Source organism: Ruegeria sp. AG7 (assembly GCF_056541545.1).
In genome coordinates this window covers 1-25598 of sequence record NZ_JBQFYP010000012.1, presented here as the reverse complement: position 1 = coordinate 25598, position 25598 = coordinate 1, and the positions used below count along the sequence as shown (strand labels likewise).

Below are 25598 nucleotides of genomic sequence, written 5' to 3'. Positions count from 1 at the left end.
CTAAACGCATGAGTGATTTTCCAACAAAAGCCCGCGTGGTCATTATCGGCGGTGGCGTGGTGGGGGCTTCCTCGCTATATCATCTGGCCAAGAAGGGCTGGACCGATTGTGTTCTGCTGGAAAAGAACGAGCTGACTGCCGGGTCGACCTGGCATGCGGCAGGGAACGTTCCGACCTTTTCGACCTCATGGGCGATCATGAACATGCAGCGCTATTCGACCGAGCTGTATGCGCGTCTGGGTGAGGAAGTCGATTATCCGATGAACTACCACCAGACCGGTTCGATCCGACTGGCGCATTCGAAAGAACGTGTGCAGGAGTTCGAGCGCGCCATGGCGATGGGCCGGTATCAGGGGATTCCCATGGAGATGTGGACTCCGGAAGAAGCGAAAGAGCGCTATCCCTTCCTGGAAACGCACGATCTTGAAGGTGTTCTCTACGACCCGACGGATGGTGATATCGATCCGGCGCAGCTGACGCAGGCGCTGGCCAAGGGCGCGCGCGATATGGGGCAGAAGATCATCCGTTTCTGCCCGGCGACTGGCGTGACACAGCATGATGACGGCACCTGGACCGTGCACACGGACAAAGGCGATATAGCCTGTGACTATGTTGTGAACGCAGCCGGGTATTATGCGCAGCGTGTGGGCGAATGGTTCAAGCCCTTCGGTGGCCGCACCGTTCCGGCAATGGTCATGAGCCACCAGTACCTGCTGACCGATGAAATCCCCGAGATCGAAGCATGGACCAAGCAAAGCGGTGCCAAGCTGCCGCTGCTGCGTGATGTGGATGTCTCTTACTACCTGCGGCAGGAAAAGAACGGCTTCAACCTTGGTCCTTACGAGCCCAACTGCAAGGGCCACTGGATGACCGAAGACGATCCGATGCCTGACGATTTCAGCTTTCAGCTGTGGAATGACGATCTGGACCGCATCGAAGATATCGTCACCGATGCGATGGAACGGGTGCCGCTGATGGCAACCTCGGGTGTTGGGCGCGTTATCAACGGGCCGATCCCCTATGCGCCTGACGGGCTGCCGCTGATCGGCCCGATGCCCGGTGTGAAAAACGCGTTCGAGGCACATACTTTCACCTTCGGCATCGCGCAGGGCGGTGGCGCAGGCAAGGTTCTGGCCGAATGGGTCGTTGATGGCGCGACCGAATGGGATATGTGGGCCGTCGATCCGCGCCGCTATACCGATTACACCGATCAGGATTATTGCAACCAGAAAGGCATGGAAGTCTATGGCAACGAATATGCCATGCACTTCCCGCACCATGAATGGCCCGCCGCGCGCGACAAGAAACTGTCACCCGTGCATGACAGGGTCAAGGCGCAGGGTGGCGTAATGGGCGCCTATAACGGCTGGGAACGCGCCAACTGGTTTGCCCAGCCCGGCGATGACACCTCGCTCGAGGCGACCCACACCTGGGGTCGGTCCGGTCCGTGGGAACAGCGGATCAAGGAAGAATGCGAAGCTGTGCGCGATCATTGTGGCGTGTTGGACCTGCCGGGCTTCTCGCGCTTCATGGTCAAGGGTAACGGCGCTGCCGAAGCTCTGCGCGGCCTTGCAACCGGCGGGCTGCCAAAGGTCGGTCGGATGAACCTCATCTATGTCTCGGACGACCGTGGCCGCATCCTGACCGAAATGTCCTGCATCCGGCTGGGTGAAGAAGAGTTCATCATGATCACGGCGGCGACTGCGCAATGGCATGATCGTGATATCCTGATGAAGGCAATGCCTGCCGGGGTCTCAATCGAAGATGTCACCACCACGCGCGACACGCTGATTGTGACTGGCCCGAAATCGCGTGAGATCCTGTCGTCAATGACCAACGCCGATCTGACTTCGGGATGGCTGACCCACCAGTCCGCCACCGTCGCCGGCCAACCCGCCTATCTGATCCGCGTTTCCTTTGCCGGTGAACTGGGATGGGAGGTGCATGCACTGAACGAACACATGCCTGCAATCTACGACGCGATCATCGATGCCGGTGCCAAGCCGTTTGGAATGTATGCGCTGAACTCGCTGCGGATCGAAAAAGGGTACCGCGCCTGGAAGGGCGATCTGTCGACCGACTATTCCCTGCTTGAAGGCGGGTTGGAACGGTTCGTCAAGCTCGACAAACCACAGGACTTCCCGGGCAAGGCTGCAATCCTGAACGAAAAGCAGCGAGGCGTGAAAAAGTCCTTCGTCACCCTGACCGTTGATGCGGGCGATTGCGACGCGCCGTATATGTCCTGTATCTGGCAAGGCGATGAGATCGTCGGCGAAACCACATCCGGCGCATGGGGCTACCGCGTTGGCAAATCCATCGCGCTGGGCATGATCCGGGCCGAGTTTGCCAACCCCGGAACTGAACTTGAGGTCGAAATCTACGGTCAGAAATGCCGCGCCGTGGTAGAGCTGGATCAACCGCTCTGGGACCCCGAGAACGAGCGGTTGCGGGCGTGACGCGTCTGGCGACCATGTCCGGCGTCTATCTGACCGGCCATGGTGGAACAGAGGCGCTGGAATGGCGCGACGATATCCCAGTCCCGGCCCCTGGGCCGGGGCAGGTGCTTGTTCGGGTCGCCGCGGCAGGGGTCAATAACACGGATATCAACACAAGGGTCGGCTGGTATTCATCGGATGTCACCGGCGGGACGGATGCCGTCGATCAGGATATTGAAGCCGGAGGGTGGGGCGGCGCACTGAACTTTCCCCGCATTCAGGGCGGCGATCTGTGCGGGATCGTTGAAGAAGTCGGGCCAAACACGGGGTTCAAAAAGGGCCAGCGTGTGACGTGCCCGATCAACCTTCCACGTCCGCGCCCCGGCAAACCTCAGGGCTTTATTGCGCTCGGGTCAGAGATTGATGGGGCCTTTGCCCAATACTGTCTGGTTGAAGCAAATGATCTTTACGACGTAAGTGCATCGCCCCTGTCTGATGTTGAAATTGCGGCCATTCCCTGCGCCTTTGGTACTGCCGAAAACCTGCTGACGCGCGCGGGCGTGACGTCTGGGCAAAAAGTTCTGATCACTGGCGCGTCAGGCGGCGTCGGTCTGGCGGCGGTGCAGCTTGCGGCGCTGCGCGGAGCATCGGTTTGGGGTGTGACGGCTGCAGAGAAGGCAGAGGTCGTCAGATCCCAAGGGGCGTTGGGCACATTTGCCCGGGATGAGCTGCCGCCGCAGGATATGTTCGACGCGGTTATAGATGTTGTTGGCGGGCCCGCATGGGCATCGCTGATCCTTGCCCTGAAGCCCGGCGGGCACTACGCCGTTTCTGGGGCAATCGCCGGCCCGATTGTCGAGGCTGATCTGCGGGACATCTATTTGCGCGACATCACCATTCACGGCTGCACGCATCAGGCACCCGAAGTCTTTGGCCGCCTAGTGGAGTTGATGAATACCGGACGGATCAAGCCACTGGTTTCCCGAACCTACCCGTTGAAGGATATCGTCCGCGCACAGGCTGATTTTCAGGCAAAGACCCTTCCGGGTAAACTCGTGCTGCTGCCTTAAGGAGCAACGACATGACAAAGATCACTCTGTTGGACGGTTCAATCGGACAGGAATTGGTCAAACGCAGCGGAGACCGGGCGACGCCACTATGGTCCACACGTGTGATGATCGACCACCCTGATCTGGTCGGCGCGGTGCATGGCGACTACTTCCGTCGTGGTGCCACGGTTGCCACCACCAATACCTATGCCGTCCACCGTTCACGCCTGGTGCGAGTGGGGATGGAGGACCAGATGCCCGCCCTTATCGACACTGCCCTGACACAGGCCGAACGTGCTCGTACTTCGACCGGGGGGCGGATTGCGGGGTCTCTGGGGCCGCTTCTTGCATCTTACCGACCCGACCTGAATCCCGACCCGGCAGATGCGGCGGGAAAGTTTGCTGAACTTGTGGCTTTGATGGCTGCGCGCGTCGATCTGTTTCTGATCGAGACAGTATCTTCGGTGCAGGAGGCCGAGGGTGCGCTGCGTGGAACGACCGGATGTGGCAAACCAGTCTGGCTGTCATTCACGGTCAATGACGAAGATGGCAGCCGCCTCAGGTCCGGCGAACCGCTCAGGGATGTCGCGCCCTTGGTTGCAGAGTTTTCACCTGATGCGCTGCTGATTAATTGTTCGCGCCCCGAAGCGATCCCAGCTGCTCTGGACATCCTGTCCGGCATGAACAAGCCTTATGGTGCCTATGCCAACGGCTTTACACATATTTCGGATGAGTTTCTAAAGGACGCGCCGACAGTGGATGCGTTGGATCAACGCCATGATCTTGGTCCCGATGCCTATGCGGATCACGTCATGCGTTGGGTCGATCAGGGGGCCACGATTGTCGGTGGATGCTGCGAGATCGGCCCGGACCACATCGAAGCGCTGGCCAAGCGGTTGCGTACTGCCGGGCATGAGATCGTCTAAGGTGACAGCGATGAGGAAAGTTGCTTCTGAATCACCGCAGGCGATACAGCAACACTTCGATATTTTGGTCGCACCCGGATTTGTGCTGCTTGAACTGGCCTCATTGGTCGAGGTTCTCAGGTTGGCAAATCGTGTGTGTCCGAAGCCGCCGTTCACTTTTGCCTATCGGTCGCTCAAAGGTGGCCCGATCTCCAGCAGCAGCGACGCGGTGGTGCAAACGGAACGCGTGCAGACGCAGCCCAAGGCGAATTATCTTTTTGTGATCGGCAATTCTGACCCGGATCACCCGGACTTGTCTTTGGGGCGGGTGGTGTCGGATTACACCTTCCGGGATGCCAAGGTGTTTCTGCTGGCGGAAGCCGCCAGCCGGTATATCGACGAACAGGGTACAGACGACTTGGCAACCCACTGGGAGAATGCCTCGTTCCTGCGGGAACGCGGGGCCCGGTTTGAAGCCAAACTGTCGATTGCAACCGAACAGGGCGCCGTTGTGACCTGTGCCGGAATGGAGGCGACAACAGATATCGCGCTGGCAGTGATCGGCCGTCATATCTCGGGGCCCGCAAAAATGACCGTGGCGGACATCATGTTGCATGAAAACATCCGGGATTTCGCCTCGATGCAGCCATTCTCTGGGGTAAAGTTGACGGCGACCGGAGATGTGAAGCTGGATCAGTGCATCAAGCTCATGCAGGCCAATATCGAAGACCCTCTGCCGATCAATCAGATCGTCGATTCGCTGCAACTGTCGAACCGCTCGCTTGAGCGTAAGTTCAAAACCTTCTTTGGCACCACGCCCAACGGATTCTATCGTGAAATGCGGCTGGCCAAGGCCAATAACCTGCTTCTGAACACCACTATGAGCGTTCGCGAAATCGGATTGGCCTGCGGTTTTCCGAACGGGTTTTCCTCTGTTTACAAAAGCTTCTTCGGAGTCACGCCTTTTGTCGTTCGACGTGAAAAGCGGGCCGCGACACATCGGTGAAAACTGCTGATCTTGTGACGTTTTTGGTGCATTTGTTGTCGATCTTCCGTGGCAGTTTACGCCAAACCTGACACAGCGGAGATTTCAGGATGGTTGATCTTCCCAGCAAGGCCCGAGTGGTCATCATCGGTGGCGGCGTCATCGGATGTTCGGTCGCGTATCATCTGACCAAGAAGGGCTGGACTGATGTTGTTCTTCTAGAGCGCAAGCAACTGACAAGCGGCACCACCTGGCACGCGGCGGGCCTGATCGGGCAACTGCGCGCCTCTTCCAACATGACCAAACTGGCGCGCTATTCCGCCGAGCTTTATCTGGGCCTTGAGGAAGAGACCGGTGTCGCCACCGGCCTGCGTCAGGTCGGGTCCGTTTCGGTCGCCCTGACCAGTGAGCGGTTGGAAGAGCTTCACCGAAATGCGGCAATGGCCCGTGCCTTTGGCGTGCCGGTCGAAGAGCTGTCACCGACCGAAGTCAAAGAGCGATATGAGCACATCAACCTCGACGGCGTGGCAGGTGGCGTTTGGTTGCCAACCGATGGCCAGGCGGATCCTGCTAATATTGCCTTGGCGTTGGCCAAGGGTGCGCGTCAACGCGGTGGGGTGATCAAGGAACGGGTGAAGGTGACCGGGATTTCCCGGCACGGACGGCGTGCAACCGGTGTCGACTGGGTCAGTGATGACGGGCAAACCCAAGGGCATATCGCCTGTGATATGGTTGTCAATTGCGCGGGAATGTGGGGGCGCGAGGTAGGCAAGATGGCCGGCGTGAATGTGCCGCTGCACGCCTGCGAACATTTCTACATCGTCTCTGAACCCATTGAAGGGTTGAGCCAAATGCCGGTTCTGCGGGTGCCGGATGAATGCGCCTACTACAAGGAAGACGCGGGCAAAATGATGTTGGGCGCATTCGAGCCCAATGCCAAACCCTGGGCCATGAACGGTATTCCTGACAGCTTCGAGTTCGACCAACTGCCCGAGGATTTCGACCACTTCGAACCGATCCTCGAAGCGGCGTGCAACCGGATGCCAATGCTGTCCGAGGCGGGTATTCACACCTTCTTCAACGGCCCCGAATCCTTTACTCCCGACGACGCCTATCACCTGGGTCTGGCGCCCGAGATGGACAATTTTTGGGTCGCGGCCGGGTTCAACTCGATCGGTATCCAGTCCGCCGGTGGCGCGGGCATGTCGCTGGCCGAGTGGATGGATACTGGTGAAAAGCCCTTTGATCTGGGCGATGTTGATATCGGTCGGATGCAGCCGTTTCAGGGCAATAAGAAGTACCTTTTTGAACGCTCAAAGGAAACGTTGGGACTGCTCTACGCCGATCACTATCCCTATCGTCAGAAAGTCACCGCGCGCGGTGTGCGCCGAACCCCGTTCCACCATTACCTGAAAGAACAGGGCGCCGTTTTTGGAGAAATCGCAGGTTGGGAACGGGCCAATTGGTACGCGAATGAAGGGCAGGAGCGTGAATACCGGTACAGCTGGAAGCGCCAGAACTGGTTCGAGAATTCCGCTGCCGAGCACCGAGCCGTGCGCGAGAATGTGGGTATGTATGACATGTCTTCCTTCGGCAAGATTCGTGTGGAAGGCCCTGATGCCGAAAAGTTCATGAACTATATTGGCGGGGGTGACTACTCGGTCCCTGTCGGCAAGATCGTCTATACGCAGTTTTTGAACCGCACGGGCGGGATCGAGGCGGACGTTACCGTGACACGCTTGACCGAAACCGCCTATCTGGTCGTGACCCCCGCAGCCACACGCTTGGCGGATCAGACATGGATGATGCGCCATGTCGGGGATTTCAACGTGGTCATTACAGATGTCACAGCGGGTGAAGGCGTTCTCGCTGTCATGGGGCCAAACGCTCGGGCTCTGCTGGAAAAAGTTTCGCCCAATGATTTCACAAACGCGAACAACCCCTTTGGCACCGCGCAGGAAATTGAGATCGGCATGGGCCTGGCCCGTGCGCATCGCGTGACCTATGTGGGTGAGCTTGGGTGGGAAATCTATGTTTCTTCGGACATGGCGGGCCACGTCTTCGAGACGCTGCATGAGGCCGGTCAGGACATGGGGCTGAAGCTGTGTGGTATGCACATGATGGACAGCTGCCGGATCGAAAAGGGTTTCCGCCATTTCGGCCATGATATCACCTGTGAGGATCACGTGGTTGATGCTGGTCTTGGCTTTGCCGTCAAGGTGGACAAAGGTTGTGATTTTATCGGGCGTGAGGCGGTGATTGCACGAAAAGAAAGCGGCCCTAAAAGCCGTCTGGTACAGTTCCGTCTGACCGACCCTGAACCGCTGTTGTTCCACAACGAGCCGATCGTGCGTGATGGCGAATATGTCGGCTACCTGAGTTCCGGCAACTACGGTCACAGCCTCGGCGGTGCCATCGGAATGGGCTATGTACCGTGCGAAGGTGAAAAGGCCGCAGACGTTCTGGGTTCAACCTATGAGATCGATGTTTGCGGCGTGAAGGTCAAAGCCGAAGCATCGCTTAAACCGATGTATGACCCGAAATCCGAACGGGTGAAGGTCTGACAGACAGGGCTGGGGGCTCTGCCCCCGCCGCCCGTGCCGGGCGACTCCCCCGGGATATTTTGGGCCAGATGAAGTGCGGATCCCTTGCTTCACCTGGCTCTAAATATCCTGGAGCGCGAGGCAGAGCCTCGCATTTTGGCGGCAACAGCTGCGGTCAGCTAACTTATCACAAATCGTTATGTGACACTTCACTGTTTTCAGAGTATTCAATCCGTTCAGTTCTGCCGTAAACGAAACCGGTATCAACCGGAGAACCTTCGTGACAGACACGCCTTTACCACCTCAGAATGCGGACACGCCCAAAGGTCTGGCTTTGGCTGTCACGGCGTATGTCCTGTGGGGATTTCTGCCGCTTTATATGAAGGCGATGGATCACATTGGACCGGTTGAGGTGGTGGCGCATCGGGTTATCTGGTCTGTTCCGGTTGCAGGTTTGCTTCTGGTCGCGCTGGGGCGTACCCGGGACTTGAAAGCTGCACTGGGCAATCCCCGGATGCTGGCCATGGCGGCTTTGACGGCGGCGCTGATTTCCGTGAACTGGGCGATTTATGTTTGGGCGATCTCGACGGGGCACGCGCTGGAAGCGGCGCTTGGGTATTACATCAACCCGCTTTTCAGTATTGCGTTGGGCGCAATTCTGCTGCGTGAGCCCTTGACGCGGACCCAATTGTTTGCGGTGGGGCTTGCCGCGCTGGGCGTTCTTGTGCTTGTTCTCGAGGCAGGGCGGCTTCCCTGGGCGGCGCTGAGTTTGATGGTCAGCTGGGGTTTCTATGCGTTCTTCAAGAGATCCCTTCCAATTGGTCCCAACCAGGGCTTTCTGCTTGAGGTCCTGATCCTTTTGATCCCGGCCTTGGCTTATGTCACCTGGCTGGGCGTGCAAGGCACAGGCCATTTTGGGGTCGCGATGTCTGATACCCTACTGTTGTCCTGCGCCGGTATCGTCACGGCGGTTCCATTGCTGGTCTATGCGAACGGGGCCAAGCTGGTGCGCCTGTCGACCATGGGCATCCTGCAGTACATTGCGCCGACTATGATTTTCATTACAGCCATCACTCTATTTGGTGAGAAAATCGACACCGGACGCATGATCGCATTCCCCCTGATCTGGGTGGCATTGGTCATTTACTCGATCCCGATGATCCGGCAGGCGCGGGCTCAGGCCTGAAGCAACAGGCGTGCTACAGCATCTGCCCACAGCGCATAGGCTCGGGGGCTTGGGTGATAGCCGTCCGGTGCCGCCAGGACCGGGTCGTCGGGCAGATCAAGCCTTAGATGTTGCACGTGTGAATGGACGGAAACAACCTGTTGCAACGCATTATCCAGCCGCGCAGCCTGACGGCCAAGCACCCAGGCCAATGGGTGTGGCAGGGCGGGAAACCTGTTCATTTGCGGAACGCCGGTGATGATTATGCGCCGCGCCCCCAGGTCTTTTGTCAGGATGTTGATAAGCTGCGCCTGACGATCCGCAAATGTGCGGCAAGAGACGGCGCGGGTGACATCGTTCACCCCCAAAGCAGTGACCACCGCATCGAATTCGCCCTTTATGCGGCTCAGGCGGTCAATCGTATCCAGCGTCGTGTGCCCTGTGGTGGCCTCAAGTTGCCATTCAACCGAATGATGTCTGGTCAGCCGGTCCACAAGCTGCCCCGACAAGGCCTGCGCCTGAGTTCCCGCGCCCACTCCGGCCGCCGAGCTGTCGCCGGTGATCAGCAGACGCAGGCGGGGGCCACGCCCTGTTCGGCCCGCTCGCGGGCCAGTCGGCTCCGGCAAAAGTCGGGCATTGCGGCGCACCAAAAGGGCTTGTGCGGCCAGAATGGGCAACAAGGGCACACGTAAAACCTGGTCGGGTGCTATCAGAGTGCGCATCATCAAGTCACGTCAGGGCGTTTTTGAATTCCAGAAAACGAGCGTCAGTCATCACGCGCGCCATCATCGCCTCGCGTAATGCGCCGACTGTTTTGTAGGGGCGCATGGCCACTTCGAAGATTTGGATCAAACCATCCTCGTTCAGCGTAATGAGGTCAACGCCAATGCCGTCCAGATCTCCAATCTTGCATTGAAACTCCAGTGCCCAATCGTTGCCAGCGCCCATGATCCTGCGATACCGGAAGTCGGAAAAGACCTGCCCGACATGACCAAGAACGGCAGCCACAGGTGAGCGCCCGGTCCAGGTGCTGTAATAGGTTGGTGGCAGGAACTGCACATCTTCGGCCAGCAGATCGTGGATCAGCGCCTCATCGCCCTTGGCGACAACCTCTTGCAGTCGTTCAATTGTGGGGTGCATGTCCTGTCCTCCTGCGCAGAAGTTCACTGATCATGACCGTGCGCGCAAGGACGACGTTGCGGGAAGGTGCGTGCTGAGATAGGCAGGCCCGCATGACCGAAACCTATGCCCCCCCGCAAACCGCGCTGGACGTGCTGCACGAAGATGCGCAGCTGATTGTGGTGAACAAACCGTCAGGTCTGCTTTCTGTGCCGGGGCGGGGCGAGCATCTGGCTGATTGTCTTCTGACACGCGTGCAGGCGGCATTCCCTCAGGCGCTGCTTGTGCATCGACTGGACCGGGACACATCAGGTGTCATGGTTTTTGCCCAAACACCCCATGCGCAACGGCATCTGAGTATGCAGTTCGAGAAGCGGCAGACCCGGAAAACCTATATTGCCCGTGTCTGGGGGCGTATGGAGCCAAAGACCGGCACCGTTGACCTGCCGTTGATCGTGGACTGGCCCAATCGGCCCAGACAAATGGTGTGTCATGATACGGGCAAACCTGCGGTTACCGATTGGCGCGTCGTAAAACATGAGGGCGAGACCTCTCGCGTGCGTTTGTTTCCCAAAACCGGGCGGTCTCATCAGTTGCGCGTTCATATGCAGGCATTGGGTCACCCGATCCTTGGCGATCCGTTCTATACAACAGGTGCGGCGAGGGAGTTTCCCAGATTGATGCTGCATTCCGAAGAACTGCGCCTGAAGCATCCCGAGGGCGGGCATTCGATGAAGTTTCGCGCCCAGCCCGATTTCTGATTTTAGACAATTCCGGCCCACAGCATCTTCAGGTTGCCCAGCGAAATGCGTCTTGTTCGTTTCGTCGAAACCGGCTGGCGGCAATGGCGCTCCTGCGCGAGCTCACGTTCAATCTCGAAGGCACGCAGTGTGTGATCCTGTGACCATTGACCAAGCTTCAGTGTCATCATGACGTGGTTGTCGAGGTGCGGCATTTCTTGGCTCCTTGTGTGATATCCACCCATTATCGCGCGTCACTGCTGACAGCATGTTGTCAGTGGGGTGTGCTAGGGTGTCAGCAGAGTGTCAGGAGAATGCGATGCGCCGTTCGACCCGTTTGTTTGAAATCATCCAGATTCTGCGGGCCGCAGGTGCGCCGGTCACGGCAGAAGCGCTGGCTGCCCGGCTGGAGGTGTCCATGCGCACCGTCTATCGTGACATTGCCGAATTGCAGGCCCAGCGAACACCCATCGAAGGTGAGGCCGGTGTCGGCTACATGATGCGGCGTGGTTACGATTTGCCGCCGCTGAATTTCGACGCCGAAGAGGTTGAGGCTCTGTGGGTTGGCCTGTCTCTTCTGGCGCGCACCGGCGACAGCCACTTGCAGCGCGCTGCAAGTCGAATCTGTCGGAAGATCGATGCACTGCATAGCCCGACCGATTGGTTGCAGGTTTCACCCTGGGGGGCTCCGGCGGATGATCCCGAGAAGGGATGTGTTTCTGTTTCGCATTATCGCGAAGCTATTCGGGCAGAACGGAAAATCCGCATCACTTACGTAGATGGTGAAGGCGAACAAACCATCCGCGTGGTGCGCCCGCTGGCGCTGATCTATCATGTCGAATGCACGTTGCTGGCAGGGTGGTGCGAAATGCGAAACGGCTTTCGCCATTTCAGAACCGATCGCATCTGGTCCAGTGAATACACTGACGAAGGATTTCTGGGACAGGGTAAATCTTTGCGCGATCTCTGGCAGGAGCAACAGCATACGGGCACCTTTGCGGAACCGGTATGAATGGCCTTTGGCGGGTATTCGCCTATTTCACCGCATTGTTGCTTGAGCCTGTGAGCAAGCGCAGTGATATACTGGGTTAAATGGATCAAGCCCGAAGAACGGGTACCGGAGCAGAAGGTGATATCATGACGATTTCAAAGTTTTTTCTGGCGACAGGCCTGTGTTCAATCATGGCGGTGACGGCCTGTACCGATCCGGGCACCCTGACCGTTCAGAACGACCCCAACAAAAATACGAAGCAGGGTGCGGTTCTGGGTGGCCTTATCGGCGCGGGTGTCGGCGCGATTGCCAATAACTCGAACCCGGGTCTTGGGGCGCTGGCCGGTGCCGCCATTGGTGCCACGGGTGGCGGTCTGATCGGCAACCAGTTGGACAAGCAGGCTGCGGAATTGCGTCAGCAACTGGCAAATGACGGGATTACAATCGTCAATGCGGGTGACCGGCTGATCGTGACCGTCCCGAATGACATTACGTTTGACACGGACAGCTCGACCGTGCGCCCGGCGCTGCGGGCGGATCTGGTGAAAGTGGGCCAGAACCTTGTCAACTATCCCAACTCGAACGTGCAGATCATTGGTCATACCGACAGCGACGGCGACGCGTCTTATAATCAAGGATTGTCCGAGCGTCGCGCAAACGCGGTCGCGGATATCCTGCAAGCCAATGGTGTCAGCTACAGCCGTATCAGAACCTACGGTCAGGGTGAAAACAACCCGGTCGCGTCCAACCTAACGCCGCAAGGAAAAGCGCAAAACCGGCGGGTTGAGATTGTTGTGGTCCCCAGCGGAAACGCGTGATCCTGAAACGCAGGACCGGTCTGGCCCGGCCGCTGTTGCGCAATGACTGTGCGTCAATGGGGGTTTGGTCGGGGTCAATCTCGGTCTAACTATTGGGAAACACTGAAACGGAGTTGTCCCTGATGTCTCAACCGACCCTGCTTGGCCTGTCCGGCTCCCTGCGCAAGGACGCGACGAACCGCAAGCTGCTGCGCGAAGCGGCCCGGTTGTTCGACCCTGTCAGCTATGCCGAAGCAGACCTGAACCTGCCGCTTTATGATGGCGATCTGGAGGATGCCGTAGGGATACCGGCATCTGTTCAGATGCTGGCCGACCAGATCGGGCAGGCGGATGCGGTGATCATCTCGACGCCCGAGTACAACAAAGGGCCTTCGGGAGTTCTGAAAAACGCACTGGACTGGGTCAGCCGGACAAAGGGCAATCCATGGGCGGGCAAGCCGGTTGCCGTGATGTCGGCGGCGGGTGGCCGCGCTGGTGGGGAAAGGGCGCAGATGATCCTGCGCGCCTGCATGGTGCCCTTTCAGCCCCGCATTTTGCAGGGTCCGGAAATCCACCTCGCTGACAGTTCGAATGAGTTCGACGAACAGGGAAGGTTGTTGTCCGGGCGATACGAAAATTCGCTGCACATGCTGATGCAGAAACTCAGGGCCGAGGCCGGTTTCTAAGCTTGGACTGCCCAAATGTTGGAACATCGTCAAAGCGATATCCTTGACCCGGCCCGCGCTGCGTCGTTTCAGGTTGCGTTGGGCTCTGAGCCAACAATTGCCAAAGGTTCAGCTCTGCCGCCATTCTTCCATCAGCTCTATTTTTGGGCGCCGCAACCGCCTGCTGCGCTGGGCCGGGATGGGCATCCCAGGGTGGGTGGCCTGATCCCGGATATGGGGTTGCCCCGCAGAATGTGGGCCGGTGGGCAATTGGAATTTCATGCGCCGCTGATCGCAGGAGTCACTGCCGACAGGACATCGGTTCTTGAAAACCAAAGCACAAAAACAGGGCGCTCCGGACCGTTGGGTTTTGTCACGTTGCGGCATGAGATACGGCAAGGTGGCCAACTTTGTCTGACAGAATGGCAGGACCTTGTTTATCGTGAAGACCCCACGCCGGACGCAATAACTCCGACACCGCCTCGTTCACGCACGGATGAAACGGATATCCACGCGGTTGCGTTCGATACCACCCTGCTGTTTCGCTACTCAGCGCTGACCTTCAACGGCCATCGCATTCACTACGATCTGGACTATGCGCGCGATGTGGAAGGATATGCAGGGCTGGTTGTGCACGGGCCACTTCTGGCGCAGCTTCTGATGCTGTTTGCAGTTGATCTTGGCGGACCACTCAAGTCGTTTTCTTTCCGTGCGACCTCGCCGTTGATGCATTTCGAGACTGCCCAGCTGTGCCGGAACGGTCAGGACATGTGGGTGCGCGGCCCGGATGGGCGGCAATGCATGAAAGCTGTGGCCCTATCACAGTGAGGCTCCGGGGCGGAAGTCATCGGGGATCGAATCCCTGTCCTCCAGCATCAAATCGGCCATAACATCGGCCACTTTCGGAGCCATGCCAAAGCCGATCTTGAAACCGCCATTGGCGATGAACTGACCCTGATGCAACGGATGCAGGCCTAACATCGGGGCGCGGCTTTTGCTGCGGGGACGCACCCCGGCCCAACGTTCGATCACCTCGGCCCCGTGCAAAAGCGGCAGCGCGCGCGTGGCCCGGTCTATGATATCGTCCAATGCACTGTCTGTGCTGGTTGGGTCGTCATAGTCCCGTTCAGACGTTGATCCGATTGCAAGCGTTCCGTCCGCATGTGGCACGATATGGACCGCATCCGCGAAAAGCTGTGGCACCTCTCCCGCGTCAAAGCGCAACAGGGCGGCCTGACCTTTGACACCGTTTCCGACGGTCTTTCCGTAGGCGTCGTTCAGTTCAAGTAATCCGGCTAGGCCCGTGGCGTGGACAACCTGCCCTTTATCATCAGCGCTACTGACAACGTGGACACCCATGACCTCAAGGGCTGCAACCAGAGCGGCGCAGGCTCGCCGGGGATGCATGCGCGCCGTCAGCGTATCGCGGATGACAAAGCCGGTGGGGCTGGGCGGGCACCACGATCCGGCCTGCGATGTGCTGATCACCCGCCATTCTGCCCGCCCCTGCCAAAGCTGATCGGCTGAACCTTCGCGTTGCCGGGCCAGATCCAGACTGCGGGCGTCAGGAATGGGTTGAAGACGGCCCAGCCGCCCGTAGCCGGGAGAAACGCCGCCGGTACCCTCGACCTGATGCCAAAAGGGTTCGGCCATGATCAGGCTGTCGAATTGGAAAGCTTTCTTAGCATTCCAGTTTTCAGGCACGTGCGGGGCCAAGGCCCCCACCAGACCGCCGCTGGACCCGGAGCCCGGCCCAAAAGGATCGACGACCTGCACCTTCGCGCCCCGACGGGCGCAGGTCCAGGCGATGGACAGGCCGAAAATTCCTGCCCCGCGAACCGTCACATCGATCATTGCCAATTCCCTTTTCCTTGTTCAGTGTCGCGCCGCTTAGCTACAGGATTCCCCGATGGCAGACCAGCATGCCGAATTGACGTGGACCGAGGATCAGATACCGGTCTCGGACCGTTTCGACGATCCCTATTACTCGTTGCAGAACGGGCTGGAAGAGACGCGCCATGTGTTTCTTGCAGGTAATGATCTGCCAGAACGTTTTGCGCCGGGGTTTCATATTGCCGAGCTGGGCTTTGGCACCGGTCTGAACCTGCTGACGGTCTGGTCTGAATGGGAGAAATCCGGCCAAACAGGGCCGCTTCGGTTCACCAGTTTCGAAGCCTTTCCCATGGCCACGGATGATATGCGTCACGCGCTTGAGGCCTTCCCCGAGTTGCACCCGTGGTGCAGCCGGTTTCTGGCCCATTGGACAGGTCGCGCGTGCAGTCTTGAAACCCTTCAATGCGAAGTGATCATCGGCGATGCGCGCAACAGCCTGCCGCAATGGACTGGCCTGGCCAACGCCTGGTTCCTCGACGGGTTCTCTCCTGCCAAGAACCCAGAATTGTGGGGGGCAGATCTGATGCAGCAAGTGGCGGCGCATACAGCCACCGATGGTACCGCAGCCACATATACGGCCGCCGGGTTTGTTCGACGCGGGCTTCAGGATGCCGGTTTCACCGTCACCCGTACATCCGGTTATGGCCGAAAGAGGCACATGACGCGGGCGCTCAAGGCATGACGCAGAAAAACAGTGCAGGTGCGGGTATCGCCCTGATGGTGGGCGCGACGATTGTCTTTGCCTTGCAGGACGGTATCTCACGCCATTTGGCCGGAACCTATAACACCTACATGGTGGTGATGATCCGCTATTGGTTCTTCGCGGCCTTTGTCATTGCGTTGGCGGCGCGATCCTCAGGCGGGTTAAAGGCGGCCATGCAGACGAACCAGATGGGTCTTCAGATCCTGCGGGGCCTGCTGCTGGCCACCGAGATCTGCGTCGCCGTATTTGGTTTCACAGTGCTCGGTCTGATCGACAGTATGGCCGTTTTCATAAGCTATCCCCTGCTTGTCGCGGCGCTGAGCGGTCCGGTTCTGGACGAAAAGGTCGGATGGCGGCGCTGGGTCGCGATCGGCGTTGGTTGCATTGGTGTTCTGATCATTCTGCAGCCGGGCGTTGGTGTCTTTGATCCTTGGGCCGTCATACCGCTGATCTCGGCGTTTTTGTTTGCGATCTATGGCCTGCTGACGCGCTATGTCGCACGTCAGGATAGCACGGCCACCAGCTTTTTCTGGACCGGCGTCGTTGGCGCCGTCGCCATGACTCTGTTTGGAATGTGGTTCTGGGAGCCAATGGCCCGCAGCGACTGGCTCTGGATGGCGTTGCTGTGCGTCAGCGGGGCAACGGGGCACTGGCTGCTGATCAAATGTTATGAGATGGCCGAAGCCAGCGCCGTCCAACCCTTTGCCTATTTTCACCTGGTCTGGAGCGCGATTCTGGGGATTTCGATCTTTGGTGAAACACTGCGCCCTGAAGTTGTCGCGGGCGCAGCGATTGTTGTAGCCGCAGGGCTTTTTACCTTATGGCGCGAACGCCGCCAGCGATGATCCGATCAGTTCCTGCGAAAACGGAACCGGCAGGGCGGGCTGCCCCAGTCGGGCGCGGTAGACCGGCAAGCTTTCGGTCACGCGCATCACATAGTTGCGCGTCTCATCGAACGGAATGGTCTCGATCCAGTCTACGATATCCACCTCGCCGGTGCGTGGATCACCATAGCGTTCCATCCACGAGGTCGGGCGCTTTGGACCAGCATTGTAACCCGCCGCCATCATGACGACATTCCCGTTGAACTCGGTCGCAAGGCCCGAAAGATAGTTGGCGCCAAGCTTGGCGTTGTATTGCCAGTCCGACGTCAACCGACCGGTCTGATGGCCGCTGAGTATCCCCAGCTCTCCGGCCACCAGCTTGGCCGTTGCGGGCATCACCTGCATCAGGCCGCGCGCACCCGCGCCGCTGACGACAACCGGATCAAATTCGCTTTCGCGCCGTGCGATGGCCAGCGTCATTTCCTTGGCCATTGGCAGACGCATGTCGGCCACCGGATGAACCGGGTAGTAGGCCGCAGGCAAAATGGTGCCCGTGGTCGCAGCCCGCTTGGCGATCATCACAGCCAGATGCGGCTGCTTAAGTTCAATTGCAAGGTCGCCCAACTGGTTGGCCTGCACAGGGTCAAGACCTTCGACAAGATGGGTCAGGAACCTCTCGGACAAGTTGTCTTCCCCGGCCTTCAGCAACAGCAGCCCGGCTTCCAGGACGCTGGATTCGGCGAACTCAGCCTGACGCCAGTGCGGCGCGCGACGCGGATTGGCCAGTTCCTTGTCAAATGGCCGTCCGATCCGTTCCGCCGCAAGCAGACCATAAAAAGAGGTCTGATGATCCGCGCCCATCGCATAGGCCTCATAGGCTTTGTCTGCTTCCCCAAGCTCGGCGTAAGCTCGCCCCAGCCAATAGCCGCCGCGCCCTTTCGAGATCGGCGATTGCACGGCATTCGAAAAATTCTGGAAGTGCCGCACGGCTGTGGCAGGGTCATTCAGTTTGCGCAGGGCCAGAAACCCGGCCAGCCACTCGAGATCCGCATAGGAATATCCCATTTCGGGGGTCATATGGTGCTTGGCCGCCACGTCATAAGCGCGCGCCGCTCGCCCCGATCGCATCTCGAGCCGGGCCAGACGGCGGCGTCCCTCGGCCCATTTGTCAGGCTCGCCCAGAGCCTCCGGTCCGGTTGACCGTGCCAGCATCAGGTCGACGGCGCTGTCATCCAGTTCTTTCTTGTCTCGCCAGACAAAACGGTCGAATGCCAGCCCCGGCGCATCTGCCAGCGACTTCGGTACCGCCGCCACCTTGCCGTCTACGCCTGGCTGGCGTTTCTGCAACGCGATCCGTGCTTCGGCCAGCTTGCGCTCCTCCGTGCTGACCAGGGGCAGCATCTGTTCTGCGCTGACCAAATGGCCATCCCACAGCATCCGGTCCAGCCGCGCGGCATGGTGCGGCTTCAGCAGTTTGGCAAAATTTTCCAGATAGTCTTTTTGCAACCCCGATCCCATTGGCATGGTACGCCAGGCTGTCACGATGTCGGCTTCCGCCTCGCCAATGCGCCCTTTGGCCTTAAGGGCCACCGCATAGTTCAGCGCGCCTTCAGCAGTCTGAGGGGGTAAGCCAGCGTAAAACTTCAGAACCCTGTCGGGATCGGCCCCGGTAAAGACCGGCTCACTCTTGCGGCGCAGCCAATCCAGCCCGGGCCAATCCGGGCGGCGTTCGAGAAACACCAGCACATCGCCCGAGCTGCCAAACCCCTCACGCAGCCAGTGCCAGACAATGACATCGCGCGAGACCGAGCCGCGCTGGCCCGATACGCGCAGTGCCGCGTTCCAGTCGCCCTTGCGCATTTCATAGAGCCCGGCGCGCAAATCACCGGCCGCATCCGCGCGTGCGGCTTGCGGTGTCGTCACTGCGTATAGAATCACACCAGTCAACAGTGCCAGAAAGCGTGTCATCCCTTGCATTTCCCAACCAACCGAGGATAGAGCCTGTGAGGATAAACCCTGCGCCGGCGGGATCAACTCACAAAGCTGGAAACGTGAGAGGCCGAGGCGCAAAAACCGCAATGTGCACCTTAAGGAGCGTGTCATGTTCAAAGGCTCGATGCCAGCCCTCGTCACTCCGTTCAACAACGGCGAGTTGGACCTGAAGACGCTTAAACATCTGGTCGAATGGCAGATCTCCGAAGGCTCGACCGGGCTGGTGCCCGTTGGAACCACCGGCGAAAGCCCGACGCTCAGCCATGACGAACACGAAACGGTCATCGAAGAAGTGGTCAAAACGGCTGCTGGCCGTGTTCCGGTTATTGCCGGTGCCGGGTCGAACAATACGGTCGAAGCCGTCCGGTTCGTTCAGTTCGCCGAAAAAGTTGGGGCAGATGCGGCGCTGGTTGTCACACCTTACTACAACAAGCCGACTCAACGCGGCTTGATCGCGCATTTCCAAGCCCTGCACGAGGCTGCGGATATTCCGATCATCATCTACAACATTCCCGGGCGATCGGTCATCGACATGACCCCCGCCACCATGGGCGAATTGGCCCGGTTGCCGCGTATTGTCGGGGTCAAGGATGCGACGGGCGATCTGGCGCGCGTCAGCCAGCAGCGTGCGATCTGTGGCAAGGACTTCTGCCAACTGTCCGGTGAAGACGCCACGGCACTGGGTTTCAATGCCCATGGCGGTGTCGGATGCATTTCAGTCACAGCAAACGTGGCTCCCAGACTCTGCGCCGAATTCCAGCAGGCCACATTGTCGGGCGATTATGCAAAGGCACTGGAATACCAGGACAAGCTGATGCCGCTGCACGAAGCGATCTTTATCGAACCCGGGTTGGTCGGCGCCAAATACGCGCTCAGCAAACTGGGTCTCTGCAGCACTGAAGTCCGCTCGCCTCTGACCGAGCTGGAAGACAGCACAAAGGCCGCGATTGAAGCAGCAATGGCACACGCGGGCCTCATCTGACCCGGTCTTCAGAAGCCGGAAAAGGCGGCCTCGACTACCGAGCGCCGCCTTTTTCTTTTTCAGGATCCAGACTTCATCTGGCCAAAAATATCCCGGGGGAGTCGCGGTGTGCCGCGGCGGGGGCAGAGCCCCCTCAACGTTTGCCGTAATAAAGCCCAACGACATGTTCAGCCTGCGCAAAGAACAACCAGCGCGAGGTCGTGACACCCGCCAGATGCGATGCCACCGCCAGCAGGGCCAGGAAATGGTTGAATGGCAGGACCAGCAACAGAACCGGCAGGACAAAGGCCAATACAAACGAGATCACCCGCAATTTCTGTGCATGTTTGCGCCCGACCACATGAACAAACTCACGCAGCAGATAGTTGGTACCGGTATGCGGTGGCTCGAACGCTCTGACTGTGCCCCGGTTACCCAAACCTGTCGCCGTGCCCAGATCCGTTCCGGATGCCTCCAGCGCTTTGTCGCCTTTCTTCCAATACAAGAATTGAACCAAAGCGGCGATCAGCAGAAGCGGAATAGCAACACGTGTCTGGCCCGCCAGCAACGCACCACCCGCCAGACTGAAGCTCAGGAACATGGCGGGGGTCAGGTTCATATTCCAGCGCGGGATGGTCTTGAGTTGCGTGTAGATCATCGATGTCGTGAACACGGTCGCCAGTGACATCAAGGCTCCGACCCAACCCAGCAGGCTCCAATGCCGATCCAGAAACACTACGCCAATCGCATAAAGTCCCATGACGACCAGGGCGAGCACGGCACACCAGCCTTCACGGCTGAGCCAGCTGGTTTTCCATTGGGTAAAAGCCTTCAAGGCCCGTTCCGGGTGGCCGAGGTGGAAGGTCGAGGCCATCAGCCCTCCGACGGCCAGACCGTAAGCAATGGCGAAGAACACAAAGGCCACCCAGCCCGAGACGGCCGGAAAGCCAAGACCAAGGAAGATGAGCAAACCGAAGCCCAGACCGGACAGGGTGGTGAAGAGGATGACGGAGGGTGCAGGATGCATCAGAGTTTCTCCAACGTCTTGTCGAGCCAGCCGAGGAAGCCCTTGGGCTCTTCAGCGACAGGTGCCAACAGGGGGGCCAGGATGTCGATCTGATCTTCCACCGTGTCTTTCGGGCGCGGCGGCAGATATTTATTGACGGGTTTGGTGCCCATTTCGGGCATCAGGTCCATTCCGCCGCGATCCGCAACAAGCTTGCTGACGTCGCTGTCCGGATTGCCCAGATCGCCAAAGTGCCGCGCGCCCGCCGGACAGGTTCGAACACAGGACGGAATCCGGTCCACCTCGGGCAGGTTCTCGTTGTAGATCCGGTCGACGCAGAGGGTGCATTTCTTCATCACCCCCTCGGCCTTATCCAGTTCACGCGCGCCATAGGGGCAGGACCAGGCACACAGGCCACACCCGATGCAGTCGCTTTCATTGACCAGCACGATGCCATCCTCGACCCGCTTGTAACTGGCCCCGGTTGGGCAGACGGTAACACAGGGCGCGTCTTCGCAGTGCAGGCAGGATTTCGGGAAATGGATCAGTTGCGCGTGCCCTTCCGCCGGTTGCACCTCGTAGGAATGCACGCGGTTCAGGAAAGTGCCCGACGGGTTGGCGCCATAGGCATCCTGATCGGACAGCGGCGCGCCGTAATTTTCCGTGTTCCAGCCCTTGCAGGAAATTACGCAGGCATGGCACCCAACGCAGGTGTCCAGGTCGATCACCAGACCCATCTTGCGCTCGGTGGAGTTCGGTAGCTGGGTCATGTCAGGATACCTGTGCTGTTGAGGACGGGTGAGGGGGCCAGCCCCCTCTTGAGCCTGCGGCTCAATTCACCCCCGGGATATTTGTGGCCAGATGAAGAGCGGGTCCGGGTCATTCGCCCACCTTCCACGCCAAATTCGCAGGGCCAGCTCCTACCGGTGATTTGATCGGGTCAAAATGAGGCTGGCTCTGAGCATCGGCGGGCGCGTCGGCCTTTTCGATTTTGACTTTCAGGTCAAACCATGCGGCCTGACCAGTAATGGGGTCGGAGTTGGCCCAGCGTAGCCCGTCGCCTTTTGGCGGCAATAATTCGTGGATCAGGTGGTTGAGCAAAAAGCCCTTAGTGGCCTCGGGCGCGTCATGCTGCAGGGCCCAGGCGCCTTTGCGTTTGCCGATGGCGTTCCATGTCCAGACGGTGTTTTCGTTCAGGGCGGCCATTTCCATCACAGGGACGGTAATCTCACCATGAGGGGATGTGATTTTGGCCCAATCTCCGTCGCTCAGGCCGTGCTTGTGCATCAGCTTGGTCGGAACATAGAGCGGGTTTCGCCCGTGCAACTGCCGCAGCCAGGCGTTTTGCGTGCCCCAGCTGTGATACATCGCCATCGGGCGCTGGGTCAGCGCGTTGACAGTGAAGCCGTCGTTGCCCTGCTGGTCTGTTTCGTACCAGATTGGAAGTGGGTCCATCGTGTCTTTGATCCGCTGGCGCAGATGATCAGGCGGCTGTCGGTCGCCATGGCCTTCGGCTGCCAGCTGAAACTTGCGCATCGGCTCGGAGTAGAGTTGGAATAGGTATGGCTGCGGGCTGTCATAGAGCCCCATGCCCACGGCCCATTCCTGATAGGCCGCATTCCATGGTTTGTAGTAATCCGCGCCTTGCGGGATATGCGCCACGTAGAAGCCGCCGTTCTCTATATAGCGGTTCAACTGATCCGGGTTGACTTCTCCGCGCCCTTCCTTGTCGGCATTTTCGCCACGGAACCCGGCTAGTGGGCCAATACCCGGCTTGCGTTCGTGATTGACGATATAGTCGGCGTAATCGACCCATTTTGCGCAGCCGTCTTCATGGGTGAAGCCCGGAAGTTTCATACGGTTTGCGAGATCGATCAATACTGACTGAAACCCGCGCACGTCACGGTCCGGTTCGATCACAGGCCAGCGGATTGCGTCAGCGGCCGCATCCGCCTCGCAAATCGGGCGATCCAGCAGCGAGATACAGTCGTGGCGTTCGAGGTAGGTTGTATCCGGAAGGACGAGGTCCGCGTAGGCCACCATCTCGGAAGAATAGGCGTCCGAATAGATGATGCGCGGGATCACGTAATCGCCGTTTTCACCCTTGTCCGTCAGCATCTCGATGACACCCTTGGTGTTCATGGTCGAGTTCCACGACATGTTTGCCATGTACATGAACAGCGTATCGATCTTGTACGGGTCGCCCGCATGTGCGTTCGAGATCACCATATGCATCAGCCCGTGGCTGGACATCGGGTTTTCCCAGGTGAAAGCCTTGTCGATCCGTGCGGGGCTGCCATCTTTCTTCAGCGCAAGGTGTTCCGGGCCGCGGACGAAACCCAGATGCGGGCCATCCAGGGGCGAGTTGGGCGTCACCTTGCAATGCGGTGTCGGGTGCGCCTCGATCGGTTTGGGGTAGGGGGGCTTGAAGCGGAAGCCGCCGGGAACCTCGACCGTGCCAAGGATGATCTGCAGCACATGCAGCGCGCGGCAGGTCTGGAAACCATTGGCATGAGCCGAAACGCCGCGCATCGAGTGCATCGCAACAGGGCGGCCAATCATCTTGGTGTGTTTCTCGCCCCGGAAATCGGTCCATTCGTGATCCAGCTCGAACGCCTCGTCAAAGGCGACGCGCGCCAGTTCCGCAGCAATCGCGCGAATGCGCTTGGCGGGAATACCGCATTTTTCGGCAACAGCTTCGGGCGCGTGTTCCTCAGACAGGTATTTTTCCGCCATCAAGTGAAACACAGGGCGATGAACGACACCGTCGTTTTCGTAGATCGCTGACAAATCCGGGCGAACGCCAGGCGTGTCGAAGGCCGTCAGCTTGCCTGTATTCCGGTCGATGACCAGGGGCTTTCCGTCATCGTCGCGCAGGAACAGGCCGTTTCCGGCGCCTTCGGACGCGTCCACCAAAACCGGGGCATTGGTGTAGCGGCTCAGATAGTCGAGATCGATCTTTCCGGCTTTCATCAGTACATGGATCAATGACAGGATGAACAGCCCGTCAGTTCCCGGTGTGATGCCGACCCAATCATCGGCGACGGCATTGTATCCGCTGCGGATGGGGTTGACGCCGATTACACGTGCGCCGCGCGCTTTGATCTTGCCAATACCCATTTTGATCGGGTTGGAGTCGTGGTCTTCGGCCACGCCAAACAACATGAACAGCTTGGTATGGTCCCAATCAGGCTGGCCGAATTCCCAGAACGCGCCGCCCATCGTATAGATGCCGCCCGCGGCCATGTTGACCGAACAGAAGCCGCCATGCGCCGCATAGTTGCAGGTTCCGAAATTTTGCGCCCAGAAGCTGGTAAAACTCTGACTTTGGTCCCGGCCGGTGAAAAAGGCCAGCTTTTCCGGGTTGTCTTTACGGATTGGCTCCAGCCAGCTGACAGCCAGTTCCAGCGCTTCGTCCCAGCTGATCTCCTCAAATTCACCCGAGCCACGCGGGCCGACCCGTTTCAGTGGCTTGCGCAGGCGCGAAGGGGCGTTGACCTGCATGATCCCGGCGGACCCCTTGGCACACAAGACGCCCTTGTTCACCGGGTGGTCGCGATTGCCTTCGATATAAGCAACCTTGCCGTCTTTCATGTGAACGTTGATGCCGCATCGGCAGGCGCACATGTAGCAGGTGGTCCTGCGGATTTCGTCCGAGACTTTCGGTGACGTATCAAGGATCGGCTGCTGATGGGTCATTTGCGGGTCCAGTTGGTTATGTCAGGAGGATTTTGTCAGTTTCCTCGGTATTTTAGAACATCGTTCCGGGAGCGGTGCGAAAATTAAGTGTTACAGTCTATTTGCCTGTAATGCGGTCACGGCGATCATCTGGGTCACATCCTCGGCGCTGCATCCGCGGGACAGGTCGTTGGCGGGTTTGGCCAGCCCCTGTAAGACCGGTCCGATGGCGGTGTAGCCCCCCAGTCTTTGGGTGATTTTGTAGCCGATATTGCCAGCATCAAGATTGGGAAAGATCATCACGTTGGCCTGCCCGGCGACAGACGAACCCGGTGATTTACGCTCACCAACCGAAGGTACAAAGGCGGCGTCGAATTGCAGTTCACCGTCGACGTTCAGGTCTGGCGCGGCCTGGCGCAGCATTTCTGTAGCCTCGATCACCTTTTCCACGTCCGGATGCTTGGCGCTGCCCTTCGTGGAAAAGCTGAGCATCGCGATCTTTGGATCGACCTGCAGCAGCGTCCGGGCCGATGTGGCGGATGCCATGGCAATCTTGCTCAGCTCGCCTGCGGTCGGATTGATGACCAGCCCGCAATCGGAATAGAGCATCGCCCGCGCCCCGGGCTGAGCGTTTTCCGGCGGGTACATCAGGAAAAAGGACGACACCATTCCTGCATCGGGGGCCATGCCAATCACTTGGATGGCTGCACGGACGATTTCGCCGGTCGTGTGAACGGCCCCTCCTACGGTGCCGGTGGCGCGTCCGCTGCGCACCAGCATGGCGGCATAGACGGGGGGTGTTTCAACGGCAGCACGGGCTTTGACCCGGTCGACGCCTTTATGCTGGCGCAGTTCGAAAAAGGTCTGGGCAAATTCTTCGGTCAGGTCCGAAGTCACAGGGTCATGGATCTCAACTCCGTGAGAGGCAGCAGCCCCCTGATCTTTCAGGGCTGCTTCGACCTCGGCGTACGGGCCAACCAGAATGATATCGGCCAGATTGGCCCTCTGCGCGTTGAGGGCTCCTTTGGTGATGCGGGGGTCGTTGCCTTCGCTGAGGGCGATTATGGGACGGGTGGCCGGAGCGTTTTGCCGCAACAGCTCGACGGGTGTCAGGGTCATGTGCTCCGGCCTCGTCCTGGGGTTAAGC

Annotated in this window: 23 protein-coding genes; 14 read left to right on the top strand and 9 right to left on the bottom strand. The window is 59.0% G+C overall.

The window, feature by feature from the left end; genetic code table 11:
- The first annotated feature begins 8 nt into the window (after window positions 1-8).
- The 6 genes from ACR0BF_RS15150 to rarD all read left to right on the top strand — a co-directional run bounded on the left by ACR0BF_RS15150 (window position 9) and on the right by rarD (window position 9103).
- Window positions 9-2456, top strand: a complete 2448-nt coding sequence (locus ACR0BF_RS15150; RefSeq protein ID WP_480625229.1) for a GcvT family protein — start codon at window positions 9-11, stop codon at window positions 2454-2456.
- A gap of 14 nt (window positions 2457-2470) precedes the next feature.
- The gene (locus ACR0BF_RS15145) at window positions 2471-3505 is read left to right on the top strand and encodes an alcohol dehydrogenase catalytic domain-containing protein (RefSeq protein ID WP_480622695.1); all 1035 of its coding nucleotides are present in this window, start codon (window positions 2471-2473) and stop codon (window positions 3503-3505) included.
- Between the two features lie 11 nt (window positions 3506-3516).
- Window positions 3517-4410: a homocysteine S-methyltransferase family protein gene (locus tag ACR0BF_RS15140; RefSeq protein WP_480606246.1), complete on the top strand. Its 894-nt coding sequence runs from the start codon at window positions 3517-3519 to the stop codon at window positions 4408-4410.
- Window positions 4411-4420: 10 nt separating this feature from the next.
- Window positions 4421-5395 carry a GlxA family transcriptional regulator gene (locus tag ACR0BF_RS15135; protein WP_480606243.1) on the top strand — a complete coding sequence of 325 codons (975 nt, stop codon included), beginning with the start codon at window positions 4421-4423 and terminating at the stop codon, window positions 5393-5395.
- A gap of 89 nt (window positions 5396-5484) precedes the next feature.
- Complete coding sequence (locus ACR0BF_RS15130; protein WP_480606241.1) at window positions 5485-7938, top strand: GcvT family protein; 2454 nt, start codon at window positions 5485-5487, stop codon at window positions 7936-7938.
- A gap of 259 nt (window positions 7939-8197) precedes the next feature.
- A complete protein-coding gene (gene rarD / locus ACR0BF_RS15125) occupies window positions 8198-9103 on the top strand; it encodes an EamA family transporter RarD (protein ID WP_480606239.1) in 906 nt (301 codons plus the stop codon).
- Here the strand turns inward: rarD and ACR0BF_RS15120 are convergent.
- Together ACR0BF_RS15120 and ACR0BF_RS15115 are read right to left on the bottom strand one after the other, a co-directional pair.
- Window positions 9094-9807 (bottom strand): SGNH/GDSL hydrolase family protein, encoded by a 714-nt coding sequence (locus ACR0BF_RS15120; protein WP_480606237.1) that lies wholly within the window; start codon window positions 9805-9807, stop codon window positions 9094-9096. The two genes, rarD and ACR0BF_RS15120, sit on opposite strands and share 10 nt — an antisense overlap.
- A 4-nt stretch (window positions 9808-9811) precedes the next feature.
- Window positions 9812-10222, bottom strand: a complete 411-nt coding sequence (locus tag ACR0BF_RS15115; protein ID WP_480474118.1) for a nuclear transport factor 2 family protein — start codon at window positions 10220-10222, stop codon at window positions 9812-9814.
- A gap of 92 nt (window positions 10223-10314) precedes the next feature.
- Here ACR0BF_RS15115 and ACR0BF_RS15110 point away from each other — a divergent pair, with 92 nt between their 5' ends.
- A complete protein-coding gene (locus ACR0BF_RS15110; protein WP_480606234.1) occupies window positions 10315-10962 on the top strand; it encodes an RluA family pseudouridine synthase in 648 nt (215 codons plus the stop codon).
- A 2-nt stretch (window positions 10963-10964) separates the two neighbouring features.
- Here ACR0BF_RS15110 and ACR0BF_RS15105 read toward each other — a convergent pair whose 3' ends face one another.
- A complete protein-coding gene (locus tag ACR0BF_RS15105) occupies window positions 10965-11156 on the bottom strand; it encodes a hypothetical protein (RefSeq protein ID WP_480484088.1) in 192 nt (63 codons plus the stop codon).
- A gap of 104 nt (window positions 11157-11260) precedes the next feature.
- Here ACR0BF_RS15105 and ACR0BF_RS15100 point away from each other — a divergent pair, with 104 nt between their 5' ends.
- The 4 genes from ACR0BF_RS15100 (at window position 11261) to ACR0BF_RS15085 (ending at window position 14222) form a co-directional block, all read left to right on the top strand.
- A complete protein-coding gene (locus ACR0BF_RS15100) occupies window positions 11261-11953 on the top strand; it encodes a helix-turn-helix transcriptional regulator (RefSeq protein ID WP_480625228.1) in 693 nt (230 codons plus the stop codon).
- A 125-nt stretch (window positions 11954-12078) separates the two neighbouring features.
- A complete protein-coding gene (locus ACR0BF_RS15095) occupies window positions 12079-12750 on the top strand; it encodes a YiaD family glycine zipper/OmpA-like lipoprotein (protein ID WP_209505259.1) in 672 nt (223 codons plus the stop codon).
- A 122-nt stretch (window positions 12751-12872) separates the two neighbouring features.
- A complete protein-coding gene (locus ACR0BF_RS15090) occupies window positions 12873-13415 on the top strand; it encodes an NADPH-dependent FMN reductase (protein ID WP_480606228.1) in 543 nt (180 codons plus the stop codon).
- Window positions 13416-13430: 15 nt separating this feature from the next.
- On the top strand, window positions 13431-14222 hold the full coding sequence (locus ACR0BF_RS15085) for an HTD2 family dehydratase (RefSeq protein WP_480625227.1): 792 nt from the start codon (window positions 13431-13433) through the stop codon (window positions 14220-14222).
- On the opposite strand, the gene ACR0BF_RS15080 is transcribed toward ACR0BF_RS15085, so the two are convergent.
- Window positions 14214-15248 carry an NAD(P)/FAD-dependent oxidoreductase gene (locus ACR0BF_RS15080; RefSeq protein ID WP_480517802.1) on the bottom strand — a complete coding sequence of 345 codons (1035 nt, stop codon included), beginning with the start codon at window positions 15246-15248 and terminating at the stop codon, window positions 14214-14216. The two genes, ACR0BF_RS15085 and ACR0BF_RS15080, sit on opposite strands and share 9 nt — an antisense overlap.
- A gap of 55 nt (window positions 15249-15303) precedes the next feature.
- Between ACR0BF_RS15080 and mnmC2 the strand changes: the two genes are divergently transcribed.
- Window positions 15304-15969, top strand: a complete 666-nt coding sequence (mnmC2, locus tag ACR0BF_RS15075) for a tRNA (5-methylaminomethyl-2-thiouridine)(34)-methyltransferase MnmC2 (protein ID WP_480517800.1) — start codon at window positions 15304-15306, stop codon at window positions 15967-15969.
- Window positions 15966-16835 (top strand): DMT family transporter, encoded by an 870-nt coding sequence (locus ACR0BF_RS15070; RefSeq protein WP_480625226.1) that lies wholly within the window; start codon window positions 15966-15968, stop codon window positions 16833-16835. Before mnmC2 ends, ACR0BF_RS15070 begins: the two co-directional genes overlap by 4 nt.
- Here the strand turns inward: ACR0BF_RS15070 and ACR0BF_RS15065 are convergent.
- Window positions 16809-18782, bottom strand: coding sequence for a lytic transglycosylase domain-containing protein (locus ACR0BF_RS15065; protein ID WP_480625225.1), 1974 nt, complete (start codon window positions 18780-18782; stop codon window positions 16809-16811). The two genes, ACR0BF_RS15070 and ACR0BF_RS15065, sit on opposite strands and share 27 nt — an antisense overlap.
- A gap of 133 nt (window positions 18783-18915) precedes the next feature.
- On the opposite strand from ACR0BF_RS15065, the gene dapA reads away from it, so the two are divergent.
- Complete coding sequence (dapA, locus tag ACR0BF_RS15060; protein WP_480474109.1) at window positions 18916-19788, top strand: 4-hydroxy-tetrahydrodipicolinate synthase; 873 nt, start codon at window positions 18916-18918, stop codon at window positions 19786-19788.
- A gap of 133 nt (window positions 19789-19921) precedes the next feature.
- Here the strand turns inward: dapA and ACR0BF_RS15055 are convergent, their stop codons facing one another.
- From ACR0BF_RS15055 to pta, 4 genes are all read right to left on the bottom strand, one after another.
- The gene (locus ACR0BF_RS15055; RefSeq protein ID WP_480625224.1) at window positions 19922-20794 is read right to left on the bottom strand and encodes a dimethyl sulfoxide reductase anchor subunit family protein; all 873 of its coding nucleotides are present in this window, start codon (window positions 20792-20794) and stop codon (window positions 19922-19924) included.
- Window positions 20794-21543, bottom strand: a complete 750-nt coding sequence (locus tag ACR0BF_RS15050) for a 4Fe-4S dicluster domain-containing protein (RefSeq protein WP_480517792.1) — start codon at window positions 21541-21543, stop codon at window positions 20794-20796. Before ACR0BF_RS15050 ends, ACR0BF_RS15055 begins: the two co-directional genes overlap by 1 nt.
- 109 nt (window positions 21544-21652) lie before the next feature.
- Window positions 21653-24472 carry a molybdopterin oxidoreductase family protein gene (locus ACR0BF_RS15045; RefSeq protein WP_480555065.1) on the bottom strand — a complete coding sequence of 940 codons (2820 nt, stop codon included), beginning with the start codon at window positions 24470-24472 and terminating at the stop codon, window positions 21653-21655.
- A gap of 90 nt (window positions 24473-24562) precedes the next feature.
- On the bottom strand, window positions 24563-25570 hold the full coding sequence (gene pta, locus ACR0BF_RS15040; RefSeq protein WP_480555069.1) for a phosphate acetyltransferase: 1008 nt from the start codon (window positions 25568-25570) through the stop codon (window positions 24563-24565).
- Between the last annotated feature and the right edge of the window lie 28 nt (window positions 25571-25598).

Coding starts and splice junctions, on each gene's coding strand:
- ACR0BF_RS15150 (WP_480625229.1), top strand. CDS start 9: ATGAGTGATTTTCCAACAAAAGCCCGCGTGGTCATTATCGGCGGTGGC.
- ACR0BF_RS15145 (WP_480622695.1), top strand. CDS start 2,471: ATGTCCGGCGTCTATCTGACCGGCCATGGTGGAACAGAGGCGCTGGAA.
- ACR0BF_RS15140 (WP_480606246.1), top strand. CDS start 3,517: ATGACAAAGATCACTCTGTTGGACGGTTCAATCGGACAGGAATTGGTC.
- ACR0BF_RS15135 (WP_480606243.1), top strand. CDS start 4,421: ATGAGGAAAGTTGCTTCTGAATCACCGCAGGCGATACAGCAACACTTC.
- ACR0BF_RS15130 (WP_480606241.1), top strand. CDS start 5,485: ATGGTTGATCTTCCCAGCAAGGCCCGAGTGGTCATCATCGGTGGCGGC.
- ACR0BF_RS15120 (WP_480606237.1), bottom strand. CDS start 9,807: ATGATGCGCACTCTGATAGCACCCGACCAGGTTTTACGTGTGCCCTTG.
- ACR0BF_RS15115 (WP_480474118.1), bottom strand. CDS start 10,222: ATGCACCCCACAATTGAACGACTGCAAGAGGTTGTCGCCAAGGGCGAT.
- ACR0BF_RS15110 (WP_480606234.1), top strand. CDS start 10,315: ATGACCGAAACCTATGCCCCCCCGCAAACCGCGCTGGACGTGCTGCAC.
- ACR0BF_RS15105 (WP_480484088.1), bottom strand. CDS start 11,156: ATGCCGCACCTCGACAACCACGTCATGATGACACTGAAGCTTGGTCAA.
- ACR0BF_RS15100 (WP_480625228.1), top strand. CDS start 11,261: ATGCGCCGTTCGACCCGTTTGTTTGAAATCATCCAGATTCTGCGGGCC.
- ACR0BF_RS15095 (WP_209505259.1), top strand. CDS start 12,079: ATGACGATTTCAAAGTTTTTTCTGGCGACAGGCCTGTGTTCAATCATG.
- ACR0BF_RS15090 (WP_480606228.1), top strand. CDS start 12,873: ATGTCTCAACCGACCCTGCTTGGCCTGTCCGGCTCCCTGCGCAAGGAC.
- ACR0BF_RS15085 (WP_480625227.1), top strand. CDS start 13,431: ATGTTGGAACATCGTCAAAGCGATATCCTTGACCCGGCCCGCGCTGCG.
- ACR0BF_RS15080 (WP_480517802.1), bottom strand. CDS start 15,248: ATGATCGATGTGACGGTTCGCGGGGCAGGAATTTTCGGCCTGTCCATC.
- mnmC2 (WP_480517800.1), top strand. CDS start 15,304: ATGGCAGACCAGCATGCCGAATTGACGTGGACCGAGGATCAGATACCG.
- ACR0BF_RS15070 (WP_480625226.1), top strand. CDS start 15,966: ATGACGCAGAAAAACAGTGCAGGTGCGGGTATCGCCCTGATGGTGGGC.
- ACR0BF_RS15065 (WP_480625225.1), bottom strand. CDS start 18,782: ATGACACGCTTTCTGGCACTGTTGACTGGTGTGATTCTATACGCAGTG.
- dapA (WP_480474109.1), top strand. CDS start 18,916: ATGTTCAAAGGCTCGATGCCAGCCCTCGTCACTCCGTTCAACAACGGC.
- ACR0BF_RS15055 (WP_480625224.1), bottom strand. CDS start 20,794: ATGCATCCTGCACCCTCCGTCATCCTCTTCACCACCCTGTCCGGTCTG.
- ACR0BF_RS15050 (WP_480517792.1), bottom strand. CDS start 21,543: ATGACCCAGCTACCGAACTCCACCGAGCGCAAGATGGGTCTGGTGATC.
- ACR0BF_RS15045 (WP_480555065.1), bottom strand. CDS start 24,472: ATGACCCATCAGCAGCCGATCCTTGATACGTCACCGAAAGTCTCGGAC.
- pta (WP_480555069.1), bottom strand. CDS start 25,570: ATGACCCTGACACCCGTCGAGCTGTTGCGGCAAAACGCTCCGGCCACC.